The sequence below is a fragment of the Clostridium uliginosum genome (assembly GCF_900112485.1).
GTDB classification, from domain to species: Bacteria; Bacillota; Clostridia; order Clostridiales; family Clostridiaceae; genus Clostridium; species Clostridium uliginosum.
The window spans coordinates 17,777-31,841 of the sequence record NZ_FOMG01000034.1; the positions used below are offsets into that span (position 1 = coordinate 17,777).

The following is a 14,065-nucleotide window of genomic DNA, read 5'->3' on the forward strand; positions in this document are numbered from 1 at the left end:
TAAATTTTAGAAAATAATTAGTTATATTAGGGGGAATTATAGTGAATAACATTTTAATTTTAGATGTTGGTACACGAAACAAACTAGTGAATTATTTTAAAAAGGAATTAGCATCGGTTGGAAATATAATTGTGGCAGATTGTAGTAAATTAGCACCAGCATTATATGATGCAGATAAATATTATATTGTTCCACGTTATATTGATAAAAATTACATTAATAAAGTAAAGGAAATATGTATAAAAGAAAAAATTTCTTTAATAATTCCATTATTAGAAGATGATTTACTTGTTATATCTAAGCATAAAAAAGAATTTAATAATCTAGGGATAAAGTGCTTAATATCAGATTATGATGCTATTAGGATGTGTTTTGATAAATATGCTATGTTTGAATACTTGAATAAGAATGGATTTAAAACGCAACTAACTTATAATACACTTGAAGATTTTAAGGAAGGAAATAAAAATAAAAAGATTAGTTTTCCGGTATTTATAAAACCTAATAGAGGTTGTGGAAGTAATGGAATTAGAATAATTAATGACATTGAAACTTTAGAATTTATATTTAAAAAAAGTGAGGGTATGTTAATTCAAGAATTAATGGTTGGACGAGAAATTGGAGTTGATGTATATATAGATTTGATATCTAAAAAGACAGTATCAATTTTTTCAAAAGAGAAGATACGAATGTTAGGTGGAGAAACAGATAAAAGTGTATCATTTAGAGATAAGAAATTATTTGATTTAATTAAGGAGTTTGTTGAAAAGACAAATTTGATTGGCGCTATAGATATTGATATTTTTGAGATTAATGATGAATATTATATTTCAGAAGTTAATCCTAGATTTGGTGGTGCATATTTACATGCACATGCATGCGGCATAAATTTTCCTGAATATATTGTTCAAAATATGATGAATAAAACTAATAAGTCATGTATTGGAGAATATGAAGAGGATGTTTGTATGATGAAATACAAGGATGCAAAAATAATTGATTTAAAAGCAAGGGAGAACGTAGAATGCATACTATAGCAATTATACAAGCAAGAATGGGTTCATCCAGGTTAGCAGGAAAAGCAATGAAAAATTTGTGTGGAAAAACTATATTAGCACATTGTATTGAAAGAGTTAGGCAAGCACAATATATTAATAATATTATAGTTGCAACTACTTTAAACGAGGAGGACTCTATCATAGAGCAAGAAGCATTAAGATGTGGAGTAAAAGTTTTTAGGGGAAGCGAAAATGATGTGTTATCAAGGTATTATTATGCAGCTCAAAAGTATAAGGCTGATACAGTTATTAGAATAACTTCAGATTGTCCATTAATTGATCCAAAGATTTTAGATGAAGTTATTTTATTTTATTTAAATAATAAATATGATATTGTTACTAATGCACCTAATGAAGAAAAAGAACGTACCTATCCAAGAGGACTGGATATTTCTATTTTCTCATTTGAGCAATTAAAAAATGCATTTATAAATGCTACAGAGAAGTATCAAAGGGAACATGTAACACCTTATTTATACGAAAATCTTGAAAATAAATGTTACTACAAAAGTAAAATAGATTATTCAAAATATAGACTTACATTAGATACTAAAGAAGATTGGAATCTAATTTCAGAAATATATATGAATTTATATAAAGGCAAACATGATTTTTATTTAGACGATATATTAAATTTGTTTAAATCAAATCCTAAACTTGAAAAGATTAATTTTAATATAGGACAAAAAGATTTTAAAAAATAAAACTAGAGGGTGTAAAAATGAATAAAGAAATATATATAGGTAAACGAAAGATATCAGAGGAAGAACCTACATTTATTATTGCTGAAATATCAGCCAATCATTTAATGAATTACGATAGAGCTGTAAAAATTATGATTGCGGCAAAGGAAGCTGGAGCAGATGCAGTTAAATTACAGACCTATACACCAGATACAATAACTATAGATTGTAATGGAGAAGAATTTTTAGCTACTACTGGAAGCCCATGGGAAGGAATGAATTTATATCAATTATATAAAACTGCATATACACCTTGGGAATGGCAGCCAAAATTGATGAAGTTAGCAAAAGAATTAGATATAATATGTTTCTCTTCACCTTTTGATTTGACCGCAGTAGATTTTATGGAAGAAATGGACATGCCAGCTTATAAAATAGCTTCTTTTGAAATAAATGATATTCCAATGATTAAAAAAATTGCAAGTAAAGGGAAGCCTGTTATTATATCAACAGGAATTGCATATATGAGCGAAATAGAAGAAGCGGTTAGAACTTGCAAAGAAGAAGGAAATGATAATATAATTCTGTTAAAATGTACTTCAGCATATCCAACACCATATGAGGACATTAATTTAAAAACTATACCGAATATAAAAGAAACTTTTGATTGCATTACTGGATTATCAGATCATACATTAGGAGATTCAGTTGCAATTGCTTCTGTAGCTATTGGCGCCAAGATAGTAGAAAAACATTTAACACTAAAAAGAGAAGATGGTGGACCGGATTCAATATTTTCAATGGAACCAAAAGAATTTAAAAAGATGGTTAAAAATATAAGAATAGTAGAAAAAGCGATGGGAAAAGCAACTTATGAATTAACTGAAAAACAAAAAAGCAGTAAAGGTCGATCTAGATCATTATATGTAGTTGAAGATATTGGACAAGGTGAAGTGTTTACAACAAAAAACGTTCGTTCAATTAGACCATGTTATGGATTACATACAAGATACTATGAAAGTATTATTGGCAAAAAAGCAAGATGTAATTTAAAAAAGGGAACACCATTAGGATGGAATTATATTGATTAATACACATTTAGTAATCTTAATTATTTATAAAAGGGGTGGTAATTATTATGGATATTAATGATCAAAAGAAAAAGTGGGGAGAAAAGGTTGGAGTAGCTTATTTAAAATGGCCTGATGAAAATATAATTAGATTTATGAACAGAACTTTCAATCAATATGATAAAACTAGTATAAAAGTATTAGATTTAGGATGTGGTGCAGGGAGAAACACAGTAGCACTTGTATATGAAGGATTCCAAATGTATGGAGTTGATTATAGTAAAGAATGCGTAGAAATTACTAAAGAGAGATGTAAAAAAATTAAAAATTCTAAGGTTGTGATTAAACAAAATAGTAATACTGATATACCCATAGAAAATAATATTTTAGATGCAGTAGTGGCTTGTGGTAGTCTTTTTTTTAGTAATTTACAAGATAGAAAACTACTGATTAAAAGTATAAATAGAGTATTAAAAAAAGATGGTGTTTTTTGGGCTAATTGGAGGACTACAGAAGATTATATGTATAAAAAAGGAGAAAGAATAGAAAAAAATTTTTATTTTTTATATACTAGTGGCCGTGAAGGATTAGCATATTATTTTGCAACAATAGAAGAGCTAAAAGAGTTATACAATGATGCTGGATTTGAAATTTATAATATTGAAAAATTTGAAATGAATACCAATAATTTAAAAGAAAAAAGTTCTTGGTGGCATATATCAGCTAAAAAATTATAAGAATATACAAATATATTCTTATAATTGGGGGTATTTCATAATTGAAATACTCCCAATTAATAAGTAGCTTAATTTTTTAAATATTAGCTTTGCTAAAAGAGTTAATTATATAGAGTATTTCGATTTATTATTACTAATTTCAGAATTTATTACCTTTTAACTAGCACAAATTAAGTTATATTCTATTTAGACATAATAATTCTACATAAGAAGAAATGAAGCCTTTTTTTATTAGTTCATCTTTTGCTAAATCAGTACTTAAATATTTTTTATTATCATCCGCAAATACTGTAATAACTGTTGCTTTATTGTTAGTTAATTCAAGAACTTTTATAGCACCTAGGAAATTCGCTCCTGATGATATTCCTACTCCTAAGCCTAATTTTTTTGATAACATTTGAGCCATGATTATAGAGTCGCCATCATCAACATTAATTATTGAATTTAAGCTATTAAGATTCAATATTGGGGGAATAAATTCATCAATAATTCCTTGAATACGATGTTCATGTACTTGAATTCCCGTCGATAAAGTTGGAGAGTTCGAAGGTTCTAATGGGTAAATCTTCATATTGGGATTTTTTTCTTTTAAATATTTACCTATTCCCATAATTGTTCCACCTGTACCTACCCCAGCTACAAAAGCTGAAGGTTTAACTCCAATTTTTTGTAGGCTATTCCATATTTCAGGTCCGGTAGAAAGATAATGTGCTGTAGCATTGTCTTTATTAGAAAACTGACAAGGAAGAAATACATTCTTTGAAGTTGATTTAATTTCATTTGTAATAGAGATACATTTTAAAAATCCACCATCATTTTTAGAAACTAAGTGAAGTTTTGAATTGAAACTTTTAAGTAAATTTTTTCTCTCATCACTCATCCAATCAGGCATATATATATCAACAGTATGACCTAGATAAGTACCTATAGCAGCAAAGGATATACCCGTATTGCCACTAGTAGTTTCTATTATGGTGTCATGTTCTTTAATCCTATTATCCATATAGGCTTTTTTTAAGATATATAAAGCCATCCTATCTTTTATACTACCTGTATAGTTATAGTACTCAAGCTTAGTGTAAATCTTCATTTCTTTTCCTTTGTATTTAAATAAAATTTCAACTAATGGAGTATTGCCAATAAGTTTTTCTAAATTACTTATTTTATTAAATATATTATTCATAAAAAACTCCTATCTTAAACTATAAGCTTATAATCAGTGTATGCAAAATATCAAACAATTTTGAATGTTTCAGTTTGAAAATAATTTAAAGACGAAGATTTATAGAAGATGATATCTAATTTTTATGAACCTAAGTTTATTATATTTTTAATACATTGAAGAAAGGTATATTAGGAAAAAAGGCTAAAATGGGCGATTAAATACATTGATGTAGAATATTGTGAATTATTAGTTGAAAACAAAGAATTAAAAAATAGTTTTCGATTGATAAGTATTATGGTATTATAGTTTAATAAGAAGTTTGCAAAATTTTAAGGGAAAAAGTACTAGATGGAGAACTTAATAGTTAAAACTTGGTTGTAGATGTCTAATGTGAATAAAAAGAAATTTGAAATCCTTGTAAATAATTTATATTTAATTATTGTGAAAAATATAAGTTGTTTGGCAGTGTACAAGCTTTTATAAAGGTTATTTTATTTATAATTAAGAGCATTTTATTTTATAAGAAATGAGTTTCTCTGAATAGTGATTACAATTTACTGAAAATTGTTGAGTACCCTAATAGATTTGGTTTTTCAATATTTTGCATACTTAAAAACATACACATTATTTAAGGGGGATAAACATGGATATTTTTTTGATTATAGGTGTTACTACAGGTCTTCTTGCGGTTATTGTAGGAATGATTGTAAAAGGTGCAAATGTTGCAGTATTATTAAATCCTGCTGCGGCGATTATAATTCTTATTGGAACGGCTGCTGCGGTAATGAATTCTTTCCCGAAAAAGGAATTCCTTTCAATTCCTAAAATTATAGGAGCTCTGTTTAGAGAAAAAGGGGGAGAAAGTCCAGTTTCAATTATAAAAGAAATCGTGGAAATATCACAATCAACTAGAAAGAATGGATTATTGTCGCTTGAAACTACAGTACAGAATATGCAAAATAAATTCATGAAAAAAGGATTAGAAATGGTAGCCGATGGTTTGGAATCAGAAGTTATAAGTGAAATTTTAGATATGGAGATTGAGAGCATGGAAGAAAGGCATCGTAATGGTGCTGCAGTTTTTACAGCAGCAGGTGCTGCGGCACCAACACTTGGAGTTTTAGGAGCTGTTGTTGGCTTAATTGGTGCTCTTGGAAATCTAAATGATACTGAAAAACTTGGGCATATGATAGCAGGGGCCTTTGTTGCAACTCTTTATGGAATTTTTGTTGGGTATGTAGCCTGTCATCCTTTTGCGTCTAGGTTAAAAAGAAAATCTCATGAAGAAATAAGCAGTATGCGTATTATATATGAAGGTGTTTTAGCTATTCAGTCAGGAGCAAACCCAAAGAGTATTGAGAGAAGACTGGTAGGTATGCTGGAACCAAAAGATAGAAGTGAGATTGAGGGAAACAGTAGTCAAAACTAAAGTAAAGGAGGATAAGGATGAAGAAGAAAAAAGTACATCATGAAGAGCATGTTGATGAATCATGGCTTATTCCGTATGCAGATATGCTAACACTACTATTGGCGCTCTTTATTGTTATGTTTGCTATGAGTCAGGTAGATAAAGAAAAATTACAAAAAACTAGTGAACAATTTAGTGTTATTTTCTCAAGTGGTAGTGGTATGTTACAAAGTTCTGGTAATGCAACGATTGCTACAGAACAAGCTGGTACGTCTGATTCTAATAATACTGCAACAGAAGAACAAAACATGACTGAAACGAAGGAAAAAATAGAAGAAGAAATTGGAAAACAAGGATATTCTGATAAGGTCAAAGTTGATCTTAATGAAGGAGGACTAGAGGTTTCTATACAGGATGTTATACTTTTTAATTCGGGTGATTCAGATGTATTAAAAGAAGTATCTCCTTTACTTTTAAAAATTTCAAGTATGCTTGTTAATTTAGATAATGATATTAAAATTGTAGGACATACAGATAATATGCCAATTAATAATGAAAAATTTCGTTCTAACTGGGATCTAAGTGCAATACGTGCTATAAATGTAATGAATTTTATGGTTGGTTCAGGAGGAATCAAGCAAGAAAAAGTATCGATTCAGGCTTATGGTGATCAGAAACCTAAATTTAATAATTCTACAGAAGATGGTAGAGCTAAAAATCGAAGAGTAGAAATTTTTGTAGGTCGTAAGTATCCTGCAAAAACAGAAGCAACTAAAAAATAAACATTGTTACATATAATTGTAACCCATTTTTCGGACACATTAAAAATTGTGTTTGAAAAATGGGTTATTTTTAGATTTAAGAGAGTTTTAGTAGTATATATAGTGCATAGTAATAAAAAAATATGTAAAAATAACTGTATCCGATCGCTACCATTGCTAACACCCCCTATTTTCTATCAAAGTGGGGGATAAGCACTGTTACGTGGCTGGATAAGTTCTTCTAAGATTCAGATGGAGAGAGTATTTCTTATAAGCAAAATCCATCTAAACCTAAGAATCACTTTATAAAATTTTATAAGAGGTGTAATTATGAAAAATATATTAGGATATTATTTAATGCCACATCCACCAATAATAATTCCAGACATAGGCAAGGGTGAAGAAAAAAAGATAGAAGCAACCTCAAATGCTTGTAATAAGATAGGAAAAGAAATAGCAGATATTAAACCAGAAACAATAATACTTATAACTCCACATGCTACTATGTTTTCAGATGCTATAGCAGTATCAAATGAAGAAAGAATTTTTGGTGATTTACGTCAATTTAGATGCATAAATGTAAAAATGGATATTCCAATAGACAAAGAATTCAATAGTAAGCTTATTAGCTTGTGTGATTATGAACATATTCCATCAGCACTTGTAGATTCTAAGTTACTAAATAGATTTAATAAAAGTTATGAACTAGATCATGGAACTATGGTTCCTTTATATTTTATAAATAAATATTATAAAGAATATAAATTAGTGCATATTAATTATTCTATGATAGGTGATGTAAACTTATATAAATTTGGTATGAATCTTCAAAAGGTAGCTAAAGAATTAAATAGAAAAACTGCAGTAATAGCTAGCGGAGATCTTTCGCACAAACTTAAGGATGAGGGACCGTATTCATATTCACCATATGGAGAAAAGTTTGATAAAACTTTATTAGAAAACCTTCAAAAAGGTGATGTTAGTGAAGTATTCAATATGAATAAAACTATGATAGAGGAAGCAGGACAATGTGGATTAAACTCTATTTTAATACTTCTTGGAGCTATGGAAGGAAAGAATGTTAAGGGAGAAATTTTATCTTATGAAGGTCCTTTTGGGGTAGGATATGGAGTTATGAAATTTGAAAAAGGAGAAGAAGATAAGAATAATTTAGATTGCATAATAAAATGTAAAGAAGAAAGATTAAAGAAAAAGTTAACTAGTGCAAATCATTATGTTAAATTAGCAAGGAAAAGCTTAAATTATTATTTTACTCATGGAGAAAAGATGATAGATATCTCCAATTTACCTAGTGAACTTTTGAGTGAAAAACATGGAGTGTTTGTATCTTTAAAAAAGTTTGGTCAACTTAGAGGATGCATAGGAACGATATCACCTACAACAAATTCTGTAGGAGAAGAAATAATAAGAAATTCAGTAGAAGCAGCTTTAAATGATCCAAGATTTTTTAAGGTAGATGAGTCAGAATTAAAAGATATAGATATATCAGTAGATATACTTATGGATTCAGTGAGTGCAACTAAAGAAGAATTAAATCCTAAAAAATATGGAGTAATAGTTTTTAAAGGATATAAGAGAGGATTATTATTACCAGATCTTGAAGGAGTAGATCATATAGAAGACCAATTAAATATTGCTTGTGAAAAAGCAGGAATAGATAAAAATGATGAGTATGGTATAGAAAAATTTGAAGTTATAAGATATAAAGAAGGTGAATAAGGGTTGGATCATAAAGTATTGTTTTATGAAGAATTAGAGCAAAAAGTTAGATGCAAAGTATGTCCACATAATTGCATATTAGAAGAAGGAAAGTTTGGATTATGTAGAGTAAGAAAGGTTAAATCCAATGTTCCTATTGCCATAAATTATGGAGAAGTTACTTCAATAGGGGTTGATCCTATAGAAAAGAAGCCTTTATATCATTTCAAACCTTCAAAAAATATATTATCTCTTGGAAGCTTTGGATGTAATATGACTTGTAGCTTTTGTCAAAATTATGAGATATCTCAAAATAAACCAAAGACACAATATATTAGTGTAGAAGAACTAATTAATACTATTCCAACAATAGAAAATAATGCAGGGGTTGCTTTTACATATAATGAACCATTTATGTGGTATGAGTACATTTATGAGGTGGCAAAAAAGATTAAAGAACTTAATAAAGATATAAATGTAGTCATAGTAACTAATGGCTATATAAATGAAGAGCCATTATTAAAACTACTTCCATTTGTTGATGCTATGAATATTGATTTAAAGGGTTATACCAATAGATATTATAATAAAATTTGTGGCGCAAAACTAGAACCAGTATTAGAAACAATAAGAAAAAGTAGTAAACACTGTCATGTTGAAATAACAACATTATTAGTTAGTGATGAAAATGATTCAGTAGAAGAAGCAAGAGAAATAGCACAGTTTATAGCAAGTGTAGATCAAAACATACCACTTCACTTAAGTAGATACTTTCCAAAATATAAGATGGAAAATCATGCTACAGAAGTAGAAAAAATAATGAGTGCATGTAAAGAAGCTAAGAAATATTTAAAATATGTTTATGTAGGAAATGTTATGGGAGTAGATAACAATACCTATTGTTCAAAGTGTGGTAATTTACTTATAAGAAGAGATGGATATAGTGTTGAGATTTTCATGAAGGAAAATAAGTGTGATAAGTGTGGTGAAAGTATATATATAGTCTTATAAAGTGATTCTTAGGTTTTAATAAGGCACATGAAAATAAATAACAAGTCCAAAGTTGCAATGGATATTTTTCATCAGGCAAGGAGACGAATTGACCTCATAGCAGGCCTATTAGGTCAATTTGTCGACGTGAGCAGTGAACCCAAATCTATGATTTGGTGTGAATCGCTTACTCAGTGAGCGTATGCGAGTCGAGCTTCCTATGATGGGAAATAGGCTAGCAAATGGACTTGTTATTTTTTTGATTGTGCCTAAATATATTAAATTTTAACTTGGTATCCATTAAGTTCTAGGTTTGTTTTTTTATTAATGGAAACAATAACTATGTATTATAGTTATAGGAGGCAAAATGAATGAAAATTTTAATAACAACAGATACATATTCTCCTATGATAAATGGAGTTGTTACGTCAATAAACAATTTATATAAAGAATTAAAATATAAAGGACATGATGTTAAAGTTTTGACCTTATCTCATACTGGTGATGAAAGAGTAGATGGAGATGTGTACTATTTAAAGTCTATTAAGATTGGAGTTTATCCTGATGCTAGAATTAAGGTTCCTTTGCATAATAAGCTTATAAATGAAGTCGTTAAGTGGAAACCGGATGTTATTCATTCTCAAACAGAATTTTCTATGATGTTAGTGTCTAAATATATTGCCAATAAATTGAATATTCCACATATTCATACATATCATACTATGTATGAAAATTATCTAGATTATTTATTAGGTGGAAAGATAATTAATAAAAGTACATCGGCAAAAATAACTAAAATACTTTTAAACAGTTTAAATGGTGTTATAGCTCCAACAGAAAAAACTAAAAATACACTATTAAGTTATGGAGTAAATAAGCCTATTTATGTAGTACCAACAGGAATAGATTTAAGTAGATTTCAACAAGAAATATCATTAGAAGAAAAACAAGAAATTATGTCGGAATTACAAATTAATCAGGGGGATAGAATTATAGCCTATGTTGGGAGAATAGCAGAAGAGAAAAATATAAGTGAGATTTTAACACTTTTACCGTGTGTTATAAAGGAATTTAAAAATATAAAACTTTTAATCGTAGGTGGAGGACCGTATTTAAACAAGTTGAAAAATCAGGTTAAAGAACAAAATATAAAAGATAATGTTATTTTTACAGGAATGATAAATGCAGAAGAAGTTTATAAGTATTATAAAATGGCTGAAATATTTGTTACAGCATCTACTAGTGAAACTCAAGGATTAACTTATATAGAGGCATTAAGTAGTGGGTGTCCAGTAGTTTGCAAATATGATGCTTGCATAGATGGAGTAATTGAACAAGGAAAGAATGGCTTTTCATATAAGGAGAAATGCGAATTTACTTATTATATAAATAAAATATTAAGAGATACTTATTTGAGAGATAGGATGAGAAAGGAAGCTATTATTAAAGCTAATGAATATTCCAGCAATATTTTTGCAAATAAAGTATTGGATAACTATTCTGGTATTATACACGCTAATAAAGAAGAGATTGTTCAGTTGTTAAAATTGACAAACCATAAAGCCTAAAAAGATAAATATGACAAATAATATTTAGGCACATTCAAAAAAATAATAAACTAGTATGCCTGTATATTTTGCGTCATACTGTGTCGGCCAATTCAGCTAATAGCTTGATATTAACTTAACTTGCATCCTTGTCTGACACCAAATATGCGACGCATTTTTGATCCATTATTTTCTTTCATGTGTCTTAAACAAAAACTAGTATAGTTCAAAGTTTACTATACTAGTTTTTGTTTTTCTTTAAATTTGAATTTGGAAGTACCAAAGTAAATATACTGCCTATAGCTATTGATGAATAATAAGTTAGTATTCTCCATATAAAAATTGCTGTTATAATTGTATCTGATTTAAAAAATAAACTATAAATTAAATAAAATCCACCTTCTGCACCTCCCACTGCACCAGGAAGAGGGATAATTGCCATGAAGTTTATTAAAAAGATTTGGGCAGTAATCATGGTCAATATATCAGCTGAATTAAAACCAAAACTTCTATAAATACAATAAGGTATACTAAAAAAAGTTATCCATTGAAGAAATGTAAATATCGATGCATAAATGCACATTTTTATATTTTTAGTTATTAAGGATGCATTTTTATGGAAATTTTCTAATTCGATTTCAATTTTTTTATAAGTACATTCCGTATTTTTTATTAGTCTAAATTTTTTTAATACTTTAAAAATAAATATTAATATATTCTTAGTTATCTTATCGTTAATTGAAAATAATATTGCAAATATCATAATCATTACATGAACAACAAGGCCTGAAATACAAAAGTATAGAAAGTAGTTAATCCTTGAGTTAAAATAATTGAATTTAAACAAAAATGATAAAGCTAAAATAACTATATTTATAGCTTGATGTATTATAAATTTTATCATTAAAATAGAACCAGCTATTCCAGCGGGAATTTCACTTTCAATCATTGCATATAGTTGAGCAGGATGACTTCCGGCTGAAAAGGGTGTAACAGCACCAAAAAATTGACCAATCATTTCAAATTTAAATGATTTAATAAGTAAATTACTTGTTTTATAAAATGTTTTAGTTATTATGTATAAGGCAAGCATTTCAAAGACCCAAAACAAAAGCATTAGTATAACGGCCAACAGTATCCATGAGGCATTTAATGTTTTTAGTTCTTTAATCAAAGAATTTAAGCCTTTAGTAAAAAGGAAAAATGATAAAAAAATGCAGGAAGAAACTATTACTACAATTGAATTAAATATTTTATTTTTCATTTTTGTTACTCCTAAACTTTTTTATTCTTCTTAGAATATATGTCATCATAGAATTGCTTCCACATTTCTAATACGTAGTCCTTAGAATAAAATTCATGGCACTTCCATGAGTTATTACACCAAGTTTTATAATCATCTCTTTTTTTTTGCATAGAGTTTATAATTTTGACGAATTCCATTGTATTTTTTCCCTTTAAATAGTAATCAAATAAAATAGTATGATATATATCTAAATCTCTTAAAAGTACAGGGATTTTTAATGCCATAGATTCAAGAATGGACATTGGAAATAATTCATTATAAGAAGGCAAAAACATTAAATCACAAACATTATAGATATCATTCATTTCATCTCTACTAATAATACCTAAAAATTTAACATTCTCAGGCGGATTTTCAAAAATTTTTTTAAGTTCTTTGTATCCATCAGTTATGGAGCCAAAAGAAAAACCGCCTGCCCATATAAACTGAATATGTGGAAGGCTTTTAGCAACTTCAATAAAATCCATAACTCCCTTTCTAGTTTGAACTTGACCTACGCCTAAAACAACAAACTTTTCTAATGGAATAGCATACCTTTGCTTTATAGCATATATCTTTTCTTTATCGTATCTATAAAAACTATCTTCAGATACAAAGTTAGGTATATAGGTTATTTTATGTTCATCTATTTTATATTTTTTAAGAACATCAATAAAATATGGATTAACCACAACTAAATGATCAACACTTTTATAGAACCAAATTATGTATTTGTAAAATATTTTTTTTACTAAAGTAGGTAGTTTTAAACTTTCGTCTATGGTTTCAGGCACAAAATGAACATAAGCTACACTTGTACCTAATAGTTTTGAAAATGGGATACTTAAAAAAAATTTAAAGTCAATGGTATGGTAGTGCATAATATCACATAAATTAAAATTATTTATTTTAACTTTATAATCATCATTAAGTCCATTTCTAACTAAATTTACTTGCTCAATATAAGCTGATAAGACCCCTTGACCTTTTACTTTATCCGCTGAAGAAAGCATATTAATAGTAGGCATAAAAAATCCCCTTTCAAATGGTTTTTCGAATTATAATTGTCATATTTAGTTTTTGTAATTTTTTATTATATATTCTGATTTTAAAGTTAAATTTAAACTGTATAAAATAAAATCTAAATTTGATTGATTTTAGTAAATAGCAAACACAAACAGAGTTCTAGATACAAGTTTTAATTTAATATAGAAATAATAAGAATAGATGAGATAAGTTAAAAAAATGGGGCTGTCTCATAATACAAATCATTTACTGATATGATGTATATTCAAAAAAGAAATAGAAATAACATTTGTGTAAGAAGCATTGAAAAATAAGCTTAGAGTTTCTTCATTTGAAGTTGTTCCATAAATGATTGTCCTAATGCATATTAGGAGCAATCTTTTATGGGTACAACTTTAAATGTTAGAAACTCTTAGGCATATAAAACAAAATAACAAGTCAGTATGCTAGTCTATTTTGAGTCATACTACGTCAGTAACATTAGCTAATAGTCTACTATTGACTAATATTACTTTCTTGTCTGACTCAAAATATACGTCACATCTTTGACTTGTTATTTTGTTCATATGCCTTAGCGAAATTTTTCTAGTCTTCTTTAATAAATGTTATTTCTATT

The 14,065-nt window shown here is 28.0% G+C and carries 12 protein-coding genes; 9 read left to right on the forward strand and 3 right to left on the reverse strand.

Going from position 1 to position 14,065, the window contains the following annotated elements:
• The first annotated feature begins 41 nt into the window (after positions 1-41).
• Genes BM027_RS15995 through BM027_RS16010 form a run of 4 tightly spaced genes read left to right on the forward strand, consistent with a single transcriptional unit; the run spans position 42 to position 3,548 of the window.
• Entirely contained in the window at positions 42-1,037 is a 996-nt protein-coding gene (locus BM027_RS15995) for an ATP-grasp domain-containing protein (RefSeq protein ID WP_207647602.1), read from the forward strand.
• Positions 1,025-1,762, forward strand: a complete 738-nt coding sequence (locus BM027_RS16000) for a cytidylyltransferase domain-containing protein (protein ID WP_090094063.1) — start codon at positions 1,025-1,027, stop codon at positions 1,760-1,762. The genes BM027_RS15995 and BM027_RS16000 overlap by 13 nt, the downstream gene beginning before the upstream one ends.
• Before the next feature lie 17 nt (positions 1,763-1,779).
• The gene (gene pseI / locus BM027_RS16005; RefSeq protein ID WP_090094065.1) at positions 1,780-2,832 is read left to right on the forward strand and encodes a pseudaminic acid synthase; all 1,053 of its coding nucleotides are present in this window, start codon (positions 1,780-1,782) and stop codon (positions 2,830-2,832) included.
• A 47-nt stretch (positions 2,833-2,879) separates the two neighbouring features.
• Positions 2,880-3,548 carry a class I SAM-dependent methyltransferase gene (locus tag BM027_RS16010; RefSeq protein WP_090094066.1) on the forward strand — a complete coding sequence of 223 codons (669 nt, stop codon included), beginning with the start codon at positions 2,880-2,882 and terminating at the stop codon, positions 3,546-3,548.
• 175 nt (positions 3,549-3,723) lie between these two features.
• Here BM027_RS16010 and BM027_RS16015 read toward each other — a convergent pair whose 3' ends face one another.
• Positions 3,724-4,731: a PLP-dependent cysteine synthase family protein gene (locus BM027_RS16015; RefSeq protein WP_090094068.1), complete on the reverse strand. Its 1,008-nt coding sequence runs from the start codon at positions 4,729-4,731 to the stop codon at positions 3,724-3,726.
• Between the two features lie 625 nt (positions 4,732-5,356).
• Between BM027_RS16015 and motA the strand changes: the two genes are divergently transcribed.
• The 5 genes from motA (at position 5,357) to BM027_RS16040 (ending at position 11,159) form a co-directional block, all read left to right on the forward strand.
• Complete coding sequence (motA, locus tag BM027_RS16020; protein ID WP_090094069.1) at positions 5,357-6,142, forward strand: flagellar motor stator protein MotA; 786 nt, start codon at positions 5,357-5,359, stop codon at positions 6,140-6,142.
• Positions 6,143-6,159: 17 nt separating this feature from the next.
• A complete protein-coding gene (locus BM027_RS16025) occupies positions 6,160-6,903 on the forward strand; it encodes a flagellar motor protein MotB (RefSeq protein ID WP_090094071.1) in 744 nt (247 codons plus the stop codon).
• A 309-nt stretch (positions 6,904-7,212) separates the two neighbouring features.
• On the forward strand, positions 7,213-8,622 hold the full coding sequence (gene amrA, locus BM027_RS16030) for an AmmeMemoRadiSam system protein A (RefSeq protein ID WP_090094073.1): 1,410 nt from the start codon (positions 7,213-7,215) through the stop codon (positions 8,620-8,622).
• Between the two features lie 3 nt (positions 8,623-8,625).
• Positions 8,626-9,612, forward strand: a complete 987-nt coding sequence (gene amrS / locus BM027_RS16035; protein WP_090094075.1) for an AmmeMemoRadiSam system radical SAM enzyme — start codon at positions 8,626-8,628, stop codon at positions 9,610-9,612.
• Between the two features lie 350 nt (positions 9,613-9,962).
• On the forward strand, positions 9,963-11,159 hold the full coding sequence (locus BM027_RS16040) for a glycosyltransferase family 4 protein (RefSeq protein ID WP_090094077.1): 1,197 nt from the start codon (positions 9,963-9,965) through the stop codon (positions 11,157-11,159).
• 220 nt (positions 11,160-11,379) lie between these two features.
• On the opposite strand, the gene BM027_RS16045 is transcribed toward BM027_RS16040, so the two are convergent.
• Positions 11,380-12,402: a lysylphosphatidylglycerol synthase transmembrane domain-containing protein gene (locus BM027_RS16045; protein ID WP_090094079.1), complete on the reverse strand. Its 1,023-nt coding sequence runs from the start codon at positions 12,400-12,402 to the stop codon at positions 11,380-11,382.
• Positions 12,403-12,413: 11 nt separating this feature from the next.
• Positions 12,414-13,451 carry a glycosyltransferase family 4 protein gene (locus BM027_RS16050; protein WP_090094081.1) on the reverse strand — a complete coding sequence of 346 codons (1,038 nt, stop codon included), beginning with the start codon at positions 13,449-13,451 and terminating at the stop codon, positions 12,414-12,416.
• Positions 13,452-14,065 lie beyond the last annotated feature (614 nt).